The organism is Saccharopolyspora griseoalba, from assembly GCF_042665275.1.
Lineage (GTDB): Bacteria > Actinomycetota > Actinomycetes > Mycobacteriales > Pseudonocardiaceae > Saccharopolyspora > Saccharopolyspora griseoalba.
Genome location: NZ_JBHTCJ010000004.1, coordinates 334,190 through 353,606 on the forward strand (window position 1 = coordinate 334,190; position 19,417 = coordinate 353,606).

Here is a 19,417-nt window from a genome sequence, read left to right on the forward strand (position 1 = left end):
GCCTTCCCCGCGGCGGACTGTGCAGGTGGGTGCCCGCGCCGGGGTCGGGCACCCACCGCGGTTCTCGCGTACGTGGGGAGGGTGGCGATGTCCGCGATGGTGTCTTCGGCGCCGGACATGTCCGCGGTTGACGGGGTGTCCGCGGGCGTTCCGGAGGTCGAGGCGGGTGGTGTCCCGGGAGCGGGCCGGGTGCTGCCCACGCGGGCGGAACTGGCCACCGTGCTGCCATGGCCCGGGTTGCGCCGTGGCAGCACGGTGGCGGTGCGCGGTTCGGTCTCCCTGCTGTTCGCGCTGCTGGCCGAGGCGACGGCGAGCGGCTCCTGGGGAGCCGTGGTCGGGCTCCCCGGGATCAACCTGGTCGCGGCTGCCGAGGCCGGGGTCGAGCTGGAACGGCTCGCGGTGGTGCCGCGCCCCGGCTCGGATCCCGCCGGGGTGATCGCCGCGCTGCTCGACGGCGTGGACCTCGTCGCGGTCGGTGGGACCGGGCGGCTGCCCGACTCCGACGCGCGCAGGCTCTCCGCGCGGGCGCGCAACCGCGGCTCGGTGCTGCTGCCGCTCGGCCGCTGGCCGGGCGCGGAGGTGCAGCTGCGCTGCACCGGTGCCACCTGGAGCGGGCTCGGGCAGGGCCACGGTCACCTGCGGGAACGCTCCGTCGCGGTGCACGCGAGCGGGCGCGGCGCGGCGTCCCGGCCGCGCACCTGCGGTCTGCTGCTGCCCGCGCGCGACGGTTCGGTCGCCGAGGCCCGCCCGGCGGGGCGGGCGCACCTGCGCCCGGTGGCGGGGTGATGGCGGTGCCCGCGCGTCGTCTCGTCCTGTGGTGCCCGGACTGGCCGGTGGTCGCCGCCGCCCGGGCGGCCGAGCTGGGGCCCCTGGTGCCGGCGGCGGTCTTCCTCGCCAACCGGGTGGTGGCCTGCTCGGCGACCGCCAGGGAGAGCGGGGTCCGGCGCGGCATGCGCCGCCGCGAGGCGCAGGGCCGCTGTCCGGAGCTCGTCGTGTTCGACCACGATCCGTCCCGCGACGCCCGGCTCTTCGAGCCGGTCGTGGGCGCGGTCGAGGAGCTCGTGCCCGGCGTGGAGGTTGTGCGTCCCGGTTTGATCGCGGTCCCCGCGAGGGGGCCCGCCCGCTACTTCGGCGGCGAGGAGCTCGCGGCCGAGCGGCTGCTCGACCAGGTCGACGCGCAGACCGGGGTGGAGTGCCGGATCGGCGTCGCCGACGGGCTGTTCGCGGCGATCCTGGCCGCCCGCCGCGCCCGGCACGTCCCGCCGGGGGCGAGCGCGGAGTTCCTGGCCCCGCTGCCGGTCGAGGAGGTCGAGCAGCTCGGCGACCTGCTCGGGCCGAAGCGCTCCGCGCAGGCGGAGCTGGTGGATCTGCTGCGTCGCTTGGGCATTCGCGCGCTCGGCGAGTTCGCCGCGCTGGGGGCCTCGGAGGTGAGCACCCGGTTCGGCAGCGGCGCGCTGCTGGCGCACCGCGCCGCCCGGGGGTTGGAGGAGCGGCCGGTCGAGCGGCGGCAGCCGCCTCCGGAGCTGGCGGTCACCGAGGAGCTCGACCCGCCGGTGGACCGGGTGGACCGCGCCGCGTTCGCGGCCAAGGCGCTCGCCGACGAGCTGCACGCCAAGCTCGACTCCCGCGGGCTGGCCTGCACCCGGCTGGGCATCTCGGCGCGCACCGCCAACGGCGAGGAGCTGCACCGCGTCTGGCGCTGCGCCGAGCCGCTCACCCCCGCCGCCACCGCGGACCGGGTGCGCTGGCAGCTCGACGGCTGGCTGGGCGGCAGGGGGGATCGGCAGCGCCCCACCGCCGGGCTCGGCGAGCTGAGCCTGCTGCCCGCGGAGGTCGTCGGTTCCGGCGGGCTGCAGCTGGACCTGCTCGACTCGGCCACCGGCGAGGCGGCTTCCCGGGCGGCGCGGGCCTTCGCCCGGGTGCAGGGCATGCTCGGCCCGGAGGCGGTGCTGACCGGGGTGCTCGGTGGTGGGCGGGACCTGCGCGACCGGGTTCGCCTGGTGCCCTGGGGGGACGAGCGCAGCCCCGCGCTGCCCGACGACGCCCCGTGGCCGGGGCGGGTCCCGGCGCCCTCGCCCACCGTGGTTCCCGACGAGCCGTGGCCGGCCGGGGTGCGCGATGCGGAGGGCGATCCGGTGCGGCTGACCGAGCGCGGGGCGCTCTCCGGCGCTCCGAGCCGGGTCGAGGTCTCCGGCGGCCGATCCCGCGCGGTGGTCGGCTGGGCCGGGCCCTGGCCGGTCGCCGAGCGCTGGTGGATCGACCTGCTGGCCCGCGGGGCCGGTCGGACCGCCCCGGAGTCGCGGGCTCGCCCGCGCGCGCTGGCCCGGTTGCAGGTGGTCCTGGAGGCCGAAACCGGCTCCGAGGAGGGCGAAGTCGCGCTGCTGCTGATCCACGAGCGCGGCGACTGGTGGGTCCAGGGCGTCTACCGCTGAGCGGGCGGAGCTCCGCGCCCGGCGGTGCGGGTGGCCGGGTCCGGCCGGTCCCGGCGACCTGCCCATTCGGCGAACACACGTTCGAGTGGAGTCGAGTTCAATTGCTGGCGAAGGTGTTTCGAACGGGAGTTCACTGGTTCCATGAGTTGGTTCAACCCGCCCCAGAGCTGGTCCGAGCTGGAGAGGGTCCTCTCCGGCAAGCCGCTGCCGGAGAACGCGCGCGGGCCGCGCGACGAGCGGTTCCCGGGCACCGGTGACGACAGTCCCGCGTGGACGCGCCGGCGCGCCCGGTACCGAGCGCGGGGCACCGGTTCGTCCCCGCCGGGGACGGTGCCCTACGTCGAGCTGCACGCCCACTCCAACTTCAGCTTCCTCGACGGCGCCTGCCACCCCGAGGAGCTGGTCGCCGAGGCCGCGCGGCTCGGCCTGGAGGCGGTCGCGCTGACCGACCACGACGGGCTGCACGGCGTGGTGCGCTTCGCCGAGGCGGCCAAGGAGCACGACGTGCGCACGGTCTTCGGCGCCGAGCTGAGCCTGGGGCTGCCCGGTTCGCAGAACGGCGTCGCCGACCCGGAGGGCACGCACCTGCTGGTGCTCGCCCGCGATCCGGCCGGCTACGCCTCGCTGTGCCGCTCGATCAGCACCGCCCAGCTGCGCGGGGAGGAGAAGGGTCGCCCGGTCTACCGGCTGGAGGAGCTCGCCGAGGCCGCCGACGGGCACTGGCAGGTGCTCACCGGCTGCCGCAAGGGCGCGGTCCGCGCCGCGCTGGAGGCCGGCGGGGCGGAAGCGGCAGCGGCCGAGCTCGACCGGCTGGTCGGGCTCTTCGGCAGCGAGCACGTCGCGGTCGAGCTGACCGACCACGGCCTGCCGACCGATTCGGCGCGCAACGACGCGCTGGCCGAGCTCGCCGATCGCGCGGGTCTGCCCGTGGTGGCCACCACCGGGGCGCACCTGGCACGGCCGGACCGGGCGCGGCTGGCGAGCGTGCAGGCCGCGATCCGGGCCCGGCGCAGCCTGGACGAGATGGACGGCTGGTTGCCCGCGTGGGCGGGCAGCCACCTGCGCTCCGGCGCCGAGATGGAGCGGATCTTCGAGCGCTACCCGGGTGCGGTGCAGCGCGCCGCCGAGGTGGGCAAGTCCTGCGCCTTCGACCTGAGCTTGGTCGCCCCGCAGCTCCCGCCGTTCGACGTGCCGCCGGGCTACACCGAGGCCGCCCACCTGCGCGAGCTGACCTACCTGGGCGCGCTGGAGCGCTACGGCCCACCGCTGCAGAACCCGGAGCCCTACCGGCAGATCGAGCGCGAGCTGGCGATCATCGAGAAGCTGGAATTCCCCGGTTACTTCCTGGTGGTGCACGACATCGTGGACTTCTGCCGCCGGGAGGGGATCCTGTGCCAGGGCCGCGGTTCGGCGGCCAACTCGGCGGTGTGCTTCGCGCTGCGGATCACCAACGCCGACCCGGTGCGCTACCGGCTGCTGTTCGAGCGGTTCCTCGCCCCGGAGCGGGACGGCCCGCCGGACATCGACATGGACATCGAGTCCGACCGGCGCGAGGAGGTCATCCAGTACGTCTACGCCAAGTACGGCCGCACGCACGCCGCCCAGGTGGCCAACGTGATCAGCTACCGGCCCCGCTCGGCGGTGCGCGACGTGGCCAGGGCGCTGGGCTACTCGCCGGGGCAGCAGGACGCCTGGAGCAAGGAGATCGAGCACTGGGGTCCGCTGCCCGAGGACTCCGAGATCCCCGACCCGGTGCGGGAGCTGGCGGACGAGCTGATGGGTTTCCCGCGGCACCTCGGGATCCACTCCGGCGGGATGGTGATCTGCCACCAGCCGGTCAGCGAGGTGTGCCCGGTGGAGTGGGCGCGGATGCCCGGCCGCACCGTGCTGCAGTGGGACAAGGACGACTGCGCCGCGGTGGGTCTGGTCAAGTTCGACCTGCTGGGCCTGGGCATGCTCTCCGCGCTGCACTACGCGATGGACATGGTCGCCGAGCACCACGGCCGCGAGGTCGACCTCGGCGAGCTGGACCTCACCGATCCCGAGGTCTACGAGATGCTGCGGCGCGCCGACGCGGTCGGGGTCTTCCAGGTGGAGAGCCGCGCGCAGCTGGCCACCCTGCCGCGGCTGAAGCCGCGCGAGTTCTACGACCTCGTGGTCGAGGTCGCGCTGATCCGGCCAGGCCCGATCCAGGGCGGTTCGGTGCACCCCTACATCCGCCGCCGCAACGGCGAGGAGGACTGGGACTACGAACATCCGCTGATGGCCGGCGCTCTGGCGAAGACGTACGGCGTGCCGCTGTTCCAGGAGCAGCTGATGCAGCTCGCCGTGGACGTCGCCGGGTTCAGCCCGGCCGAGGCCGACGAGCTGCGCCGCGCGATGGGCGCCAAGCGCTCCGCGGAGCGGATGGAGCGGCTCCGGGGGCGGCTGTTCGAGGGCATGGCGGCCAACGGCATCGGCGAGGAGCTGGGCGAGCGGATCTACCACCGGATGCTGGCCTTCGCCAACTACGGATTCCCGGAGAGCCACGCGCTGAGCTTCGCGCTGCTGGTGTTCGCCAGCGCCTGGTTCAAGCGCCACTACCCGGCCGCCTTCTGCGCGGCGCTGCTCAAGGCCCAGCCGATGGGCTTCTACTCACCGCAGTCGCTGGTAACCGATGCCCGCAGGCACGGGGTGCGGGTGCGCAGCCCCGACATCAACGCCAGCCGGGTGCACGCCGACCTGGAACCGGACCCGGAGAGCACCGGCGGGCGAGCGGTGCGGCTCGGGTTGTCCTCGGTGCGCAACCTCGGCGAGGAGGTCGCCGAGCGGCTGGTGGACGCGCGCGCGGCGGACGGGCCGTTCGCCGACATGGCCGACGCGGCGCGGCGCGCGCAGCTGACCGCCCCGCAGATGGAAGCCCTGGCCACCGGAGGCGCCTTCGACTGCTTCGGGCTGACCAGGCGGGCGGCGTTGTGGAACGCGGCGGCCGCGGCCGCCGACCGGCCGGACCGCTTGCCCGGTACCACCGCATCGGCCCCGGCGCCGGAGCTGCCGGGCATGGACGGCGTGGAGCTGGCCGCGGCCGATGTGTGGGCGACCGGGGTTTCCCCGGACAGCTTCCCGGTTCAGTTCGTGCGCGGCAGGCTCGACGAGCTGGGGGCGCTCCCGGCCGACCGGCTGTCCGAAGTGGAGCACGGCACCCGGGTGCTGGTCGGTGGGGCGGTGACGCATCGGCAGCGGCCGGGAACCGCGGGCGGCATCACGTTCCTCAACCTCGAGGACGAGACCGGCATGGTCAACGTCGTCTGCTCCCCGGGGCTGTGGTCCCGCTACCGCAAGATCGGCCGCACCAGCGCCGCGCTGCTGGTGCGCGGCGTGGTGGAACGCGCGGGGGAGGTGGTCAACCTGCGCGCCGACCGGCTCCAGAAGCTGGACATCCGGGTGCCGTCCGAGTCCCGCGACTTCCACTGAGGGGGTCAGCGAACTCCGCAGCGGCGGATGGCCAGCAAGGCGTAGGTGCGCGCGCACTGCTCCAGGTCCGCGATGGCCACGTGCTCGTCGTGGGCGTGCGCGTACTGGACGTCGCCAGGGCCGTACTGCAGCGTTGGGATCCCCGCGCTCGCGTACTGCCGCAGGTCGGTGCCGTAGGGAGCACCCACGGCCTCGGGCTCCGCGCCACCGGCGTCCACCACCGCGTCGCGGGTCTGGGACAGCAGCGGGTGCCCCTCCTGGAAGCGGCCGGAGGCGAACATGCCTCCCGGCCAGCTGACCCGCACCGGGTGCTCGGCCAACCACGGGTCTGCCGAGCAGGCGTCGGCGACTGCCGCCGCGAACTCCGCCTTGGCGTCCTCGACGGGCTCGCCCAGCCGCACGCCGTAGCGGCCCTCGGCGATCGCGAGGTCCGGCACCGTGCTCGCCCAGTCGCCGACGCGGGCCATGCCCACCGACAGCGGGAACGGGATCTCCAGGTGCTTGACCAGGGGGTCCGGATCGGCGTTGCGGCGGCTCTCCAGCTCGCGCAGCACCGGCAGCAGCTCGGCGAGCTTGTCCAGGGCGCTCACCCCGCGGTAGCGGGTCGAGCCGTGGGTTCCCTGGCCGGGGATCTCCAGCCGGAAGGTCAGCGAACCGCCGTTGGCCGCCACGATCGTGTCGAGGCTCGGCTCGCCGATCACGCAGGCCTCGCCGCGGTGCCCGCGCTGCAGGGTGGCGAACGCGCCGACTCCGCCGTCCTCCTCGCCGATGACCGCGTGCACGGCCACCGGGCGGGCCAGCTCGATCCCGGCGGTGCGCAGCGCCTGCAGCGCACCGAGGAAGGCGACCACGCCTCCCTTCATGTCGCAGGTGCCGCGCCCGGCGGCGATCCCGTCGGCCACCCGCAGCGCGTACGGGTCGCGGTCGGGCCACCGGTCCAGGTCGCCGGGCGGGACCACGTCGGTGTGCCCGCAGAACACCAGCGCGGGATCGCCCTCGCCGCTGGTTCCGACGAGGCCGTAGCCCTCGTCGCGATCGGCCTCCTGTCCGGGGAAGCCCTCGACCCGGGACAGCTCGTCGACGTCGAAGCGCCAGTGATCCAGCCGGTGGCCGAGGGAGGCCAGCCGGTCGGCGGTCCACTGCTGCGCGTCGTGCTCGGCCGTGGTGCCTCCGACGCTGGGGATGGCGACGAGTTCGCGCAGGTCGGAGACGATCCCGTCGATGTCGACGGCATCCAGCGCGCGGCGTTCGGCTTCGGAGCGGGGCTGTGCGGCGTTCACCCGGGCAACTTAACTCGGCGACGCGCTCAGCGGAACCTCCGCCGGTGCGGACCACTTCGGTCTCGACTGCGACGCGCGCGTCAGTGCCGCGATGCCCGGCCGACTACCATCGCCGCGTGGTCGACGACGACAGCAGCACCGAGCGCGGATTCGAGATCGGCAAGGACGGCCTGGGCGGCATCGTCGTCGGGATGGACGGCAGCCCCGCGAGCTTCAACGCCGCGGCCTGGGCGGCCGGCCTCGCCCGGCGGGAGCGCGCCCGCCTGGTGCTGGTCTACGTGGAAGCGGTGGGCGGGGTCGCCTACTGGTCGCCGATGGGGGTCGCGGTGGCCAGCGAGGCCGCCGAGAGCCTGGTCGAGGAACTCCGCGGCGAGGTCGTCTCGCACCTGGCGTGGGTCGACATCGACTGGGACTTCGTCCACCACCGGGGCGATCCCGCGGTGGGCCTCGAGCAGGTCGCCGAGCAGTACCGCGCCGACCTCATCGTGGTGGGCCGGTCGCGTCGCCGGGGCGGCCTGCTGGGCACCGTCCCCGCGACGCTCGTCGTCGAGGCGGTGCGCCCGGTCGTGGTGGTGCCGTGAGGAGCTCGGCCTGAAAGCCCCCTCCTCCGGGGCTTCACGCCGAACTCCCGGACTCCCGCGCGAGCACGAGGTAGGCGAACCCGAGCGCGCCGCGCACCTCGCGGAGCCACGTCGAGCGGTGCTCGTCGACCAGCTCCCGCACCTCGCACCGCTCCGGCGCGTCCGGGTTGGCCAGCAGCCACTTCTCCAGCGCGCCGCACCAGCGCGACTCGAAGTCGTCCCACTCGTCGCTGTTGGCGGTGCTCAGCTTCAGCACCCGGAACCCCCGGCGCTCGGCCAGCTCCACGAGCTCGGCCAGCGACAGCGGCACGTCGAAGTGCTGCGGCAGCGGTCCCTCCCGGAACCCCTCGCCGAACAGCACCCGCCCGCCCGGGCGCAGCAGACCGCGCAGCGCGCTCAGCGCCCGATCCGCGCCGTCCCAGGCGTGGCTGCTGCCGACCGCGATCACCGCTTCCGCGGCACCGGACCACCTTGCAGCGTCCGCCATGACGAACCGGACCCGGTCGGCGAGGCCGCGCGCCTCGGCGTTGCGCCTGCCGCGGTCCAGCTCCGCGGCGTCGAGGTCCACCCCGACGCCGCGCACCCGCGGGTACGCGGCGAGCAGCTGCAGCAGCAGCTCTCCCCACCCGCAGCCGAGATCGACGGCTTCGGCGCCGGGAGCAGGTTCCAGGGACGCGACCAGCTCCGCAGCTCTGGCGGTGGACAGCGGCGCGTTGAAGTCGAGATCGGCGTGGGCGAGCGCGATCGGGTCCATCCCGGCAGGATGCCGGGGTGGACCGGTGCGGGCGAGCGGTTTTCGGGCGAGCTACGCCGCGTGGGCCAGGATGTTGAGCACCGTGCCGCTGGGATCCAGGCAGAAGAAGCGGCGCACGCCCCAGGGCTCGTCGGTCAGCGGGTGCACGATCACCCGGCCCTGCTCCACCGCGGTGGCGTGCGCGGCGTCGACGTCGTCGACCTCGATGGAGATGTCCGGGCACATCGGGGCGGTGGCGTCCTGGGACATGACGCTGATCTGGCGCTTCGGGTCCCCGGGGGCGACCAGCGTGACGATCCAGTCCATGTCCATGACCACCTCGAACCCGAGCAGCTCGACGTAGTGGTCGCGGGTGGCGGTGATGTCCTCGGACTGGATGATCGGCATGATCCGGTGGATCTGCATGTCGCCTCCGGGGGCGGTCGGTGGGGCGTGCCAGGGTGTCGAGCATGACGAGCGCGGTCGACGAGGACTTCCAGGATGCAGTCCTGCCCGATCAGGAGTGGGCGGGACGCGCCTTCGAGCGGTGCGATTTCACCGATGCCGACCTGTCCGGGTTGAGCACCCGGCACTGCTCGTTCACCGACTGCACCTTCACCGGGACCGACCTCAACGGTTCGCAGCACTTCGCCACCGCGTTCCGGTCCTGCACCTTCGAGCGGACGGTGTTCGGCAAGAGCCGCTTCGAGGGATGCACCCTGCTCGGGTCCGGTTTCGTCGACGTCCGGATGCGCTCGGTGCGGATCGTCGACACCGACCTCACCCTGGTCGGGATGGGACGGGTCAGCCTGCGCGAGGTGGACCTGCGCGGCACCCGGTTCCGCGAGGCCAACCTCACCGAGTGCGATCTGCGCGATTGCGACCTGCGCGAGTGCGACTTCACCGGGGCGCGCCTGCTGGGCGCCCGGCTGACCGGAACCGATCTGCGGGACGCGCGCCTGGACGCCGACGCGCTGGTGCAGGCCGATCTCCGCGGCGCCACGGTGGACGCCGCGCAGGCCCTCGCGTTCGCCGCGGCGCACGGCTTGCACGTCGACTGAGCGGGCGCGGACCCGAGCGGCTCCGCTCCAGATGCGCCCACGGCGTCGCCGCGTGCCCGCCGCAGCCCTGATGCTCGCTCGAGCAGTTCCTGCCCCGCGGACGAGAAGGGCCCTGCGGCCGAAGCTCGCAGGGCCCCTCTCGATCGAGAACGTGCTGATCACTCCATGGGCGGGCGCTCGTTGGCGGGCATCTCCGCCAGCGTGCCGTCGGCCAGGAGGTCCGAAACCGCGCCGGGGAGCACGAAAGCCGTGCCACCGCCGGGCTGCTCGAACCACGGGACCGCGGTGCCGCGCAGCGCCTGGATCGGGCGCTGCACCCGGTAGGCCACGTACGCGCGGTTCGACCACTGCGGCGGCAGCGACCGGTGCGTGTACGGCGTGCGGGCCGTGTAGAGCACGTTGCCGTTCGGCTCGCCGAAGCGGTCCAGCTCGGTGCCCGGCTGCAGCATCACGATCCGCCGGTCCCGGTACAGCGTCAGCGGGGGCTCGCCGTTGAGCGGCTGGATCTGCTGCCCCTGCTGAGCCGGCTGGCCCTGGGTCTGCGGCGGCTGCTGCGGCTGGCCCGCGGGCGGCTGGCCGCCCTGCGGCGGACGCGGCGGCGCGGGTGGCGGGCCCTGGCGGTTCGGACCGGTCGCGCCAGGGGCGTTCGGCGCGGGTCGCGCCGGACCGCCCTGCTGGGCCTGACCGCCCTGGGCCTGACCGCCCTGGGCCGGACCGCCTTGCGGCTGGCCGCCCTGCGCGCCGGGAGCGCCCGGAGGCGGCACCGGAGCACCGCTGTCCCGGCGCGGCTGGCGCTTGGGCAGCTCACCGGCACCCGGCGCGGCGCCGTTCGGCGGCTGCGCGGGCTGACCGGCGGGCGGCGACGGCGGGGCCTGCGGGGGCAGCGGCCGGTCCATCGGCGGCTGCTGCGGGGCCTCGGCCGCCGGCGGCTCGGGCACCGGGGCACCCGGTTCCTGGTTCGCGGTGAACAGCGGGTTCCCGCCGGTCGAGGGACCGGACGAGGACGGCTTCGGCATGGGCTCCTGCGGAGTCCGCTTCGGCAGGTCGGAGGCGGGCTCCGAGCGCTGCGGCAGCTCCGCGGCGGGCTCCTGCGGGGCGCCGCGCTGCGGCAGCTCCGGCTCCGCGGGGCTCTGCGGCTCGGCGATCTCCTGAACGACGGGCTCGTCCTGCGCGGCGGTCGGCTCGGCGTCCTCGATCTCCGCGGCGGGTTCGGGAACCTCCACCGCGGGCTCGGGAGCGGTGGTGCTCTCGACGACCGGGTCGGCCGGAGCGGCCGACGCCGCGGTGCCCTCGGCCACCGGGAGGTCCAGCAGCAGGCGGCCGAGCAGGAACGACGCGGCGTGGTCGACGCGCGCGAAGCGCACGTCCTCGCCGTCGCCGACGACCGCCCAGTCCTCGCCGTCCTGCACCAGGCAGCGGGCGCCTTCGGCCGTGCTGCCGATCCGGTACTCGGAGCTGTCCACCCGGTAGCCGGTCAGCCTGTCGTGCAGCTCGGCCAGCACCGCCTGGGTGTCCGGCACCTCGTCGCTGGAGTCGAGGACGTGCCGCGAACCGGTGGCCGCGGGAACTTCAGCGGGCACGTCCGCGAGCTGCTCGTCGATCTCGGCCTCCTCGACGGAGGACTCCGCCAGGTCGTCCTGCTGCGGCTCCTCGGCCTGCCCCTCGTCGGCGGGCTGCTCGGTGAGCTCGCGCACGACGGCGTCGCGGGTCGCGTCGTCGACCTCGCCGAGCTGGAAGCCGCGGCTGCGCGCGTGGTCGACCAGCGCGGTCTCCGGCGGCAGCCCGTACTGCGCCAGGTAGTACGCCACGGCACCGGCCCACACCCAGGTGCCGTCGGTGTGCCAGCTGCTCGGCACCGAGCGGTCCCGGTCCGAGGCCAGCAGGTCTTCCTCGTTCTCCCGCGCGGACAGCACGACCGGAGCGCTCTCCAGGTACTGCCGCAGCGCGGAGACCTCGTCGCCCGGGACCGGCCTGCGCTCGGCGACCACCGGCCTGCCCTCGTCGTCGACGCCGTCGAAGACGTTGGCGAAGCGGAAGCCGTCGGCCTGCTCCGCGGCGGGCTCGGCCGCCGGCTCGGCGGAGACGCCCGCGGGCGAGTCCGGGACCTCGGCCTCGGGCTCGGCGCCCTCGATGCGCTCCCGCATCCAGTCCGGGATGTTCTCCTCGGCGCGCGGGTAGCGGCGCAGCTCGTCGACGTAGGCCGCGCGGGGCAGCGAGCGCTGCCACTGCGGTTCGGTGTCGAAGTTGATGTCGATGCGGTAGCTGGACGGGCGCTCGACCACGTAGAGGGCGCTCAGCCAGGTGCCCACGTCGGGCCGGTACATGCCCTCGCGCAGGCGCTCGAAGATCTCCCGCAGCTCGTCCGGCGGTTCGAGCCGGCGCGAACTGCCGTCCTGGGCGGACATCTCACCCAGCAGGTCGGTGTACTCACCGGTGGCGCGGTACTCGACCGTGATCTCCTGCCAGTCCTCGGGAGCACCCTGTAACAGCAGAACCCCGATCTTGCGGGCGATCTGCTCCTGCTCTTCCGGACTGATCGCTGTCGGACGCGACATGGGTGACATCCTCCCCCTCTCGACGAGGCAACCCGACTCCACCCCGTCGAAACGCTACTCGACGCGGGTCCGGCCATGTGCGCTGGTTTGCACTTCCGGCCTCGTTGATCAAGCTTTTCAAGATCGTCCGGACACGATCGGTGTTATCGCCCCAGAGCTTGCCCGCTCGCGGGGCGTATGAACATCACACCACCAGGTGTATTGGATCAGTCATCGACCTCGAAAATCGATGGCGGTACGGCGGTGTGGAACGACACAGTGATCCGGTGCTCCGCCCCTACCGACTCCTGGCCTCGGTCCCGCACGTCCCGAGCGTGCTGACCGCCTGCCTCGCGGCCCGGCTCTACCAGCCCGCGCAGATCATCGTGCTGACGTTCCTGGTCGCGGGCTGGACCGGTTCCTACGCGGCCGGTGGCGCCGCTGCGGCGGCCAAGACGGTCGGGCAGGCGATCGCCAGTCCGGTGCGCGGACGGCAGATCGACCGCCGCTCGGCGCCGAAGGTCCTGGTGCTCACCGGGGCGGGCGCCGCGCTGGGCTTCACCGCCATGGCCGCGGTCGCGCACTGGGTCGACCCCGCGCGGTGGTGGCTGATCGTGCCGGTCGCGCTGGGCACGGGGTTGATGAGCCCGCCGCTGGGCCAGGTGGGTCGGGCCATGTGGCCGCGGCTGGCCGACGGCGAGGCCCGCGAGGCGGCCTACGCGGTGGAGGCCACGCTGCAGGAGCTGCTGTTCGTCACCGGCCCGGTGCTGGCCGCGTTCGTCGTCGCCGCCTGGGGCCCGAAGGTCGCGATGCTGGGCTGCGCCGGGTGGGCGCTGCTGGGCACCACCGCCTTCGCCGCCGCGCTGTGGCGCGCGGGGCTGCGCGGGGGCATGGGCGGTGGCGAGGTCACCGGCCGCGGGCCCCGGTTGTGGCGGTTGCCCGGGTTCGTCTCGCTGCTGGGCTTCTGCTGCCTGATCGCGGGCGCGCTGATCGCCGCCGACGTGCTGCTGGTCGGCTGGGCGCGCGAGCGGGGGCAGCCCGAGCTGGCCGGGCTGCTGGCCGCGGTGTGGGCGGTGGGATCGCTGGCCGGCGGCCTGGTGGCGGGCGGGTTGACCGGCAAGCCGCGCCTGGGGCGGCGATCGGCGCTGGTGGCGCTGGGCATGTGCGCGCTGGTCCCGGTGCTGCCGCCGGTGTCCGATCCGGGCTCGCCGCTGCTGGTCGGGGTGATCCTGCTCGCGGGCGGGTTCGCCATCGCGCCGACCTTCGCCGCCTCCAACAGCAGGCTGGCCGAGCTCACCCCGGCGCACCGGAGGGGCGAGGCGTTCGGCTGGGCGGGCACCGCGATGACGCTCGGCGGCTCGGCGTCCTCCCCGCTGGTGGGGGCGATGCTGGACCTCTCCGGGCCCGCCGCCGGTGCTGCGGTGCTGGCCGGGCTGGCGGTGGCGGCCGCCCTGCTGGTGGCCTGGCACCTGCACCGGACGCGGGGTGCGCCGTCGCCGGTCGCGGCGGTGGGCTCGTCGGACCGCCCCGCCGACGTCGCGGGCGATCTGCCACGATGAACGACTGTGAGCGCGAAGATTCTCGACGGCAGGGCGACCAAGGACGCGATCTTCGAGGAGCTGCGGCCGCGGGTCGCTGAGCTCGCCGAGCGGGGCAGGGCTCCGGGCCTGGCCACGGTGCTGGTCGGCGACGATCCCGGCTCGCACTCGTACGTGCGCGCCAAGCACAACGACTGCGCCAAGGTCGGCATCAACTCGATCCGCCGGGACCTGCCGGCCTCCAGCACCCAGGGCGAGCTGGAGGCGGTGCTCGACGAGCTCAACGCCGACCCGGCCTGCACCGGCTACATCGTGCAGCTGCCGCTGCCGGACCACCTGGACTCCGGCGCGCTGCTGGAGCGCATCGACCCGGCCAAGGACGCCGACGGCCTGCACCCGGCCAGCCTCGGCAAGCTGGTGCTCGGCGAGGACGGTCCGCTGCCGTGCACGCCCAACGGCATCATCGCGCTGCTGCGCCGGCACGGCGTGGAGCTCGACGGCGCGCACGTCGCGGTCGTCGGCCGCGGCATCACCGTGGGTCGCCCGATGGGTCTGCTGCTGACCCGCCGCAGCGAGAACGCCACGGTGACCCTGTGCCACACCGGTACCCGGGACCTGGCCGCCGAGGTCTCCCGCGCGGACGTGGTGATCGCCGCCGCGGGCAAGCCGGGTCTGATCACCCCGGAAATGGTCAAGCCGGGCGCCGCGGTGCTGGACGTCGGCGTGACCCGCACCGACGACGGGCTTTCCGGTGACGTGCACCCGGACGTGGGCGAGGTCGCGGGCTTCATCTCGCCGAACCCCGGTGGCGTCGGGCCGATGACCAGGGCGATGCTGCTGAGCAACGTCGTCGAGGCCGCCGAGCGCGAATCGGACTGAAGCGCGGTGGAGAGCAGGAGCGTGATGGAGCGGTTGCCGGACAGGTCCCGCCTGTCCATCCACGTGCCGTTCGGCCTGGTCCTGGGGATCGGGATGATCGGCTTCCTGCTGGTGGCGCTGCAGCACTGGCGCCGGGGAACGGTCGTGCTCGGCCTGGCGCTGCTGGTGGCCGCGGTGCTGCGCGCCGTCGTGCCGCAGGAACGCACCGGGCTGCTCAACATCCGCAGCCGGGCGGTGGACATCCTGCTCTACGGCGGGTTCGGCGTGGTCATCATCTTCGTGGCGATGACCATCCGGGGCCTGTTCGGCTGATCGCGCGCGCGAAGCCCCGCCGGGACTCCGCGCGCGCAGCGGTGGTTCGGTCAGTCCCACCAGAAGGACCAGGTTCGCCGCCCGCGGATCTCCTGCGCGTAGGCGGAGATCGAACCGGTCTCCTGCAGGATCCGGTCCGGGCAGAAGGTCCAGTGCTCCGCGGCCACGGCCTTGGCGTGGTCGAGGTTCTGCGGGGGCGCCGCGACGCTGAGGTCGAGGCGGTCCGGGCCCAGTCGCAGGATCCGCGCGCCGAAGCGCTCCTCCCAGCTGCGCACCATCGCCGAGAGCCCCGCGGTGCGGGAGACGTGGTTGGCCGCGCCGGACCAGCCCAGCACGGTGAGCACGTCGGCTCCGCGCTGCACCGGGACCAGCGACAGCCGGGTGTCCTCGTCGACGAACTTCGGGAGCTGCTGGTTGGCCAGCACGTCCGGGTCGGCCAGCAGCGCGCCCGCGTGCGTCGGCCCCGGGCAGGTGTAGTCGAAGGGGGCGAGCACTTCCAGGTCGTAGGCCGGGCCGAGCTCGTCGTCGGCCTGCACCAGGCCGTCCCAGATCCGCTGCATGACGTCGTAGATCCGCCAGCGGTCGATGTGGTCCAGCGGTTCGGGCGGCACCACGCCGACGGTGCAGCGCTCGCCGTAGGTCTCGTCGCTGTCGCACAGCAGCAGCGGCCACAGCCCGCTGCGCCGGTGTCCGCCGCGCAGCGCCGCGACCAGCCGCGGCTCCGGAGGGTCGTGGCTGATCCAGCAGAGCGGAGCCGGTTCCTCGGCGAGCGCGGTCTGCTCGGTCAGGACCTCGCCGGGCGGCAGTTCCACCGGCAGCCCGGAACCCACGCCGAAAACGGCGGAAAGATCGGCCGGTGCCCCCGCGTCCCGGTCGTCTTGCAACACTTCACCGCCTCCTAGCCGCGATACCCCATCGCGACACACCTTAAGGACGCGGCACGCGCACCGGGAGCCCGGGCTGGTGCAAACCAGCTAACATTTCGGCCCTCCGGCGCGATCGGAACCGGGCAGCAGCACGATGCGACCGGTCCGCTCGCCGGAGAGGTGCAGGTCCAGCGCCCGCTCGGCGTCCTGCAGGCCGAGCCGGTCGGCGATCAGCGGGCGCAGCCGTCCGCCGCGGACCATCGCGAAGAGCTCGGTCAGATCCTCCCGGAACCGCGCGTCGGCCCGCACGTAGTACATCCGCGCGCGGCGCCGCCCGGTCCGACCGAGCAGCCGCGCCAGCTCCCACCGCGCCAGCAGGCCGACGATGCTCGCGTACGGCCGCCACCACGGGCCGGCGTCGTGCAGGGTGGCCGAGCTGCCGTAGCTGAGCAGCACGCCTCCCGGTGCCAGCAGCCGCCACGAGGTGGGCAGGCTCGCCGGTCCCAGCGGGTCGAAGACTGCGTCCACCCCGTCGGGGGCGAGCTCGGCGACGCGCGCCGCGACGTCCTCGGTGCGGTGGTCGATCAACTCGGCTCCCACGTGCGCGAGGGCGGCGTGCCTGCGCGCGGAAGCCGTTCCGATCACCCGGATCCCCTCGGCCGCGGCCAGCTGCGTCAGCAGCGTGCCGATCCCGCCGCCGGCGCCGTGCACCAGCGCGGTTCGTCCCCTCCCGGCGCCGGAGGCGCGCAGCAGCTGCCGCGCCGTGACCCCGTTGACCACCAGCGAAACCGCCTCCGCGGGATCGATCCCGGCGGGGAGCTCGACCAGGTCGCGGTCCCGGATCTCGACGTACTCGGCCCACGCCCCGGTGCGCGGCATCGCCGCCACTCGCTGCCCGACCCGCCAGGAGGTCGCGGACCCGACCGCGACGACCTCGCCGACCAGGTCGTATCCCGGGACGAAGGGGAAGGCGGGCTGCGCCGGGTAGCGCCCGCGCCGCATCTGCACCTCGGCGAAGGCCACGCCGGTCGCCTCGGTGCGGACCAGCACGCCGTGCGGCCCGGGCGCGGGTGGTGCGGCCTGCCGGAGCTGGACCTCGTCGAGCCCGGTGAGCACGACTTCGGTGCCGTTGAGCGGCATGACGACCTCCATGATAAGCAGTAACAGGAGTTAGAACTTCTAACGTCAATATGAGGCTGTTACCGTGGTGCCGTCAAGGAGGGACGATGTCAGCAGAGCCGCGCAGCCCGCGCGAACGCTTCCGGGAGCAGACCCGCAACGAGGCCAAGCAGGTCGCGATGGAGCAGCTGGCCGAGTCCGGGGCGGCCGGGATCTCGGTGAACGCGATCGCGAAGCGGATGGGCATCACCGGCCCCGCGCTCTACCGCTACTTCGCCAACCGCGACGCGCTGCTGACCGAGCTGGTCGCCGACGGCTACCGCGATCTGGCCGAAGCCCTGGAGCGGCTCGCCGACGAGCACCGCCCGGGCGCGCCGGAGGAGGGGTTCCGCGAGCTGGCGGTGGGCTTCCGGGGCTGGGCGCTGGACGCGCCGCAGCGCTTCCTGCTGCTCTTCGGCACGCCGGTCCCGGGCTTCCGCGCTTCGGAGGAGACCGTCGAGCTCGCCGACCGCGCCTTCCGGCCGATCCTGGAGGTCCTGGCCGAGGCCGGCCCGCCGGCCGGCGGCGGCTCCGGCGCGCTCGGCGGGCAGCTGCTCGCCTGGCGCGAGCGGAGGGGCGGGGTCGGGCATCCCGCCCCGGTGCTGGAGAAGGCGGTCCGCGCCTGGTCGCGGCTGCACGGCATGATCAGCCTGGAGGTCACCGGCCAGTTCGCCGGGATGGGAGTGGACCCGGAGCCGCTGTTCCGGGCCGAGGTGGAATCGATCCTCACCGGGAGCTGGTGAGGAGTTCCGGAGGCCGGCCGCGGGCGGCCGGCCTCCGGGATCAGTCCCCCTGCCGCGGCGCCGGTGGTTCGATCACGCAGTCGCTGCCGGGGAAGACGAGTCCTTCGTGGCCGTCGTTGTAGCGGACCTTGTAGGGCGGTTCGCCATCGGAACCGAGGACCTCCACGATCTCGCCGTACTTCTCCGCCTCGTTGATGTGCCTGCTGTGCACGTGCAGGCGATCACCCACGGCTGCTCGCATCGCGCATCACCTCCGACCCAAGGTTAGGTGACGCACGACACAGCACGCAGTCTCAGCCGGCCTGCTCCGAGCAGGTGGTGGTGACCGCCTGGTACTTGTCGAGCTGCCCGGAGACCCAGTCGTCGCTGGCCTCGATGTCGATCTTGCCGTCGGCCACCTGCTGCACCGAACGCTGCACGTCCAGCAGGTCCTGCTTGAGGGCCTCGTCCCGGGTGCGCTCGGCCAGCTGCTGCAGCTCCCGGACCTTGACCTGGGCGTCCTGCTGGGCCCGCTGCGGGTCGGCGAAGTTCGGCATGAAGTTCGCCGCGCTGAGGGCTTCCACGCAGGCCTGGGCGTTGTCCAGGTTGCGCTGCCCGTCCTGGATCCGCTGGTTGGCGTCCTGGAGTCCCTGCTGGGCGTCTTGGAGTTCGCCGCACGCGGCGAGCCCCGCCGCAAGGGGCAGGGCCAGGGCCGCGGCCGCGATCCGCATTCGAGCTCGCATCTTCCCTCCGGGGCTTCGCGCCACACCGCGTTGGTGTCGCAACTGCACCTTATCGGGTAGACCGGAGGCTTATTCCGTTTGTCTTGTTTTGGCTGCGAATGGTCTAAACCCTAGTCCGGTAGGCGGAGCGCTCACGGGCCGTTCTCCACCCATGACATCACAGCGGGAGGCAGGTCCAGCCCGGCCAGCCAGGGAGCGGCGCCGATGCGGTACAGCACCACCGAGCTCAGGCACACCGCGGCCAGCGTCAGGCCCGGCCCGATGATCGCCATCTCGACCGTGCCCCCGGTGGTCATGCGCAGCTTCTTCGGCGGGGCCACCGGGTACCAGGTCTTGCCCCCGAGTGGCACCGGCCACAGCATCGGGCAGCCCTGCTCGGTGATCGCGTCGCCGATGAAGTGCGCCACGCAGCCGATCATCACCGCCACGCCGAAGGCGGCCGCCTGGGTCGGCTGGTCCCCGGTCCAGGCCCAGCAGGCCACGGTGAGCAGCAACGACGTCGCCGCGATCAGCAGCGCGTCGGACTTCGCGCTCCAGGTGTGCGCGATCCCGCGAACGGCCAGCCCGGCGAAGAAGAACATCAGCACGCCGAGGGCCCCGCCCTGGCTGCTCTGCACGATGGCGGTGGTCACGAGCCCGGCCAGCAGCGCGAAGACCACGGTGTGGGTGAAGCCGCGGTGCGTTCCCTCCCGGTCGCTGTCCTTCTTGGTGCGCGTCAGCCGGTACACGACGCCGCTGAACCCGGAGAGGGCCGCCGATGCGCCCCGCGAGATGGCGCCGAAGGTGGCCGCGACGGTCGACTTCGGGTGGTCGATGTCGGGCAGTAGCGCGGCCCCGGACGCCAGGGTGGCCCCCACCACCCAGGTCTTCGGGGATAATTGGCCTATCGCGTGCGTGTCGGCCAGGGCGGTCACCGCGGCCCAAGCGGCCAACCCGCTCATCGCGTGCGTCGGTCCGGTTGCCATCTCACTCCTGGGTCGCCCGTCGCAGCGGTCGCTCGACGAGATCATCGTTCTGCTGTTCGACCTTAGAAGAAGATCACGGCGGGGCGGCGCATTCGTCGATAGTGGCGTATCGCGCCCCGGTCGCTCTGGTGGTGGGCGACGGGGGCAAGGCACAATCGAA

18 protein-coding genes are annotated in these 19,417 nt (G+C 73.9%); 9 read left to right on the top strand and 9 right to left on the bottom strand.

The genetic code is table 11. The annotated features are described in order from the left end of the window. The first annotated feature begins 87 nt into the window (after positions 1-87). The 3 genes from ACFQRI_RS10440 to ACFQRI_RS10450 all read left to right on the top strand — a co-directional run bounded on the left by ACFQRI_RS10440 (position 88) and on the right by ACFQRI_RS10450 (position 5,885). Positions 88-786, top strand: coding sequence for a hypothetical protein (locus tag ACFQRI_RS10440; protein ID WP_380667092.1), 699 nt, complete (start codon positions 88-90; stop codon positions 784-786). Next, positions 786-2,432, top strand: coding sequence for a DNA polymerase Y family protein (locus tag ACFQRI_RS10445; RefSeq protein ID WP_380667094.1), 1,647 nt, complete (start codon positions 786-788; stop codon positions 2,430-2,432). The genes ACFQRI_RS10440 and ACFQRI_RS10445 overlap by 1 nt, the downstream gene beginning before the upstream one ends. A 141-nt stretch (positions 2,433-2,573) precedes the next feature. Further along, a complete protein-coding gene (locus tag ACFQRI_RS10450; RefSeq protein ID WP_380667096.1) occupies positions 2,574-5,885 on the top strand; it encodes an error-prone DNA polymerase in 3,312 nt (1,103 codons plus the stop codon). 5 nt (positions 5,886-5,890) lie between these two features. On the opposite strand, the gene ACFQRI_RS10455 is transcribed toward ACFQRI_RS10450, so the two are convergent. Then, positions 5,891-7,165, bottom strand: a complete 1,275-nt coding sequence (locus ACFQRI_RS10455) for an ArgE/DapE family deacylase (RefSeq protein ID WP_380667098.1) — start codon at positions 7,163-7,165, stop codon at positions 5,891-5,893. Positions 7,166-7,281: 116 nt separating this feature from the next. Between ACFQRI_RS10455 and ACFQRI_RS10460 the strand changes: the two genes are divergently transcribed. Next, the gene (locus tag ACFQRI_RS10460; RefSeq protein WP_380667100.1) at positions 7,282-7,746 is read left to right on the top strand and encodes a universal stress protein; all 465 of its coding nucleotides are present in this window, start codon (positions 7,282-7,284) and stop codon (positions 7,744-7,746) included. Between the two features lie 34 nt (positions 7,747-7,780). Here ACFQRI_RS10460 and ACFQRI_RS10465 read toward each other — a convergent pair whose 3' ends face one another. Together ACFQRI_RS10465 and ACFQRI_RS10470 are read right to left on the bottom strand one after the other, a co-directional pair. Continuing rightward, on the bottom strand, positions 7,781-8,500 hold the full coding sequence (locus tag ACFQRI_RS10465) for an SAM-dependent methyltransferase (RefSeq protein WP_380667102.1): 720 nt from the start codon (positions 8,498-8,500) through the stop codon (positions 7,781-7,783). A gap of 51 nt (positions 8,501-8,551) precedes the next feature. Beyond that, positions 8,552-8,905, bottom strand: a complete 354-nt coding sequence (locus ACFQRI_RS10470; protein ID WP_380667104.1) for a VOC family protein — start codon at positions 8,903-8,905, stop codon at positions 8,552-8,554. A 44-nt stretch (positions 8,906-8,949) separates the two neighbouring features. Here ACFQRI_RS10470 and ACFQRI_RS10475 point away from each other — a divergent pair, with 44 nt between their 5' ends. Next, positions 8,950-9,540, top strand: coding sequence for a pentapeptide repeat-containing protein (locus ACFQRI_RS10475; protein WP_380667106.1), 591 nt, complete (start codon positions 8,950-8,952; stop codon positions 9,538-9,540). A 158-nt stretch (positions 9,541-9,698) separates the two neighbouring features. Here ACFQRI_RS10475 and ACFQRI_RS10480 read toward each other — a convergent pair whose 3' ends face one another. Next, a complete protein-coding gene (locus ACFQRI_RS10480; RefSeq protein WP_380667108.1) occupies positions 9,699-12,095 on the bottom strand; it encodes a glycohydrolase toxin TNT-related protein in 2,397 nt (798 codons plus the stop codon). A gap of 266 nt (positions 12,096-12,361) precedes the next feature. Here ACFQRI_RS10480 and ACFQRI_RS10485 point away from each other — a divergent pair, with 266 nt between their 5' ends. Genes ACFQRI_RS10485 through ACFQRI_RS10495 form a run of 3 tightly spaced genes read left to right on the top strand, consistent with a single transcriptional unit; the run spans position 12,362 to position 14,803 of the window. Further along, entirely contained in the window at positions 12,362-13,633 is a 1,272-nt protein-coding gene (locus ACFQRI_RS10485; RefSeq protein WP_380667110.1) for an MFS transporter, read from the top strand. A 6-nt stretch (positions 13,634-13,639) separates the two neighbouring features. Further along, on the top strand, positions 13,640-14,491 hold the full coding sequence (locus ACFQRI_RS10490; RefSeq protein WP_380667112.1) for a bifunctional methylenetetrahydrofolate dehydrogenase/methenyltetrahydrofolate cyclohydrolase: 852 nt from the start codon (positions 13,640-13,642) through the stop codon (positions 14,489-14,491). Positions 14,492-14,515: 24 nt separating this feature from the next. Then, positions 14,516-14,803 carry a DUF3017 domain-containing protein gene (locus ACFQRI_RS10495; protein WP_380667114.1) on the top strand — a complete coding sequence of 96 codons (288 nt, stop codon included), beginning with the start codon at positions 14,516-14,518 and terminating at the stop codon, positions 14,801-14,803. 50 nt (positions 14,804-14,853) lie between these two features. On the opposite strand, the gene ACFQRI_RS10500 is transcribed toward ACFQRI_RS10495, so the two are convergent. Then, on the bottom strand, positions 14,854-15,690 hold the full coding sequence (locus ACFQRI_RS10500) for a DUF4253 domain-containing protein (protein WP_380667116.1): 837 nt from the start codon (positions 15,688-15,690) through the stop codon (positions 14,854-14,856). 87 nt (positions 15,691-15,777) lie between these two features. Continuing rightward, the gene (locus tag ACFQRI_RS10505; RefSeq protein ID WP_380667118.1) at positions 15,778-16,809 is read right to left on the bottom strand and encodes a medium chain dehydrogenase/reductase family protein; all 1,032 of its coding nucleotides are present in this window, start codon (positions 16,807-16,809) and stop codon (positions 15,778-15,780) included. Positions 16,810-16,895: 86 nt separating this feature from the next. Here ACFQRI_RS10505 and ACFQRI_RS10510 point away from each other — a divergent pair, with 86 nt between their 5' ends. Then, positions 16,896-17,570: a TetR/AcrR family transcriptional regulator gene (locus tag ACFQRI_RS10510; protein ID WP_380667120.1), complete on the top strand. Its 675-nt coding sequence runs from the start codon at positions 16,896-16,898 to the stop codon at positions 17,568-17,570. A 40-nt stretch (positions 17,571-17,610) separates the two neighbouring features. Here the strand turns inward: ACFQRI_RS10510 and ACFQRI_RS10515 are convergent, their stop codons facing one another. The 3 genes from ACFQRI_RS10515 to ACFQRI_RS10525 all read right to left on the bottom strand — a co-directional run bounded on the left by ACFQRI_RS10515 (position 17,611) and on the right by ACFQRI_RS10525 (position 19,257). Next, entirely contained in the window at positions 17,611-17,811 is a 201-nt protein-coding gene (locus tag ACFQRI_RS10515) for a DUF1918 domain-containing protein (protein WP_380667122.1), read from the bottom strand. Positions 17,812-17,863: 52 nt separating this feature from the next. After that, complete coding sequence (locus ACFQRI_RS10520) at positions 17,864-18,292, bottom strand: hypothetical protein (RefSeq protein ID WP_380667124.1); 429 nt, start codon at positions 18,290-18,292, stop codon at positions 17,864-17,866. A gap of 131 nt (positions 18,293-18,423) precedes the next feature. Then, complete coding sequence (locus ACFQRI_RS10525; RefSeq protein ID WP_380667126.1) at positions 18,424-19,257, bottom strand: metal-dependent hydrolase; 834 nt, start codon at positions 19,255-19,257, stop codon at positions 18,424-18,426. Between the last annotated feature and the right edge of the window lie 160 nt (positions 19,258-19,417).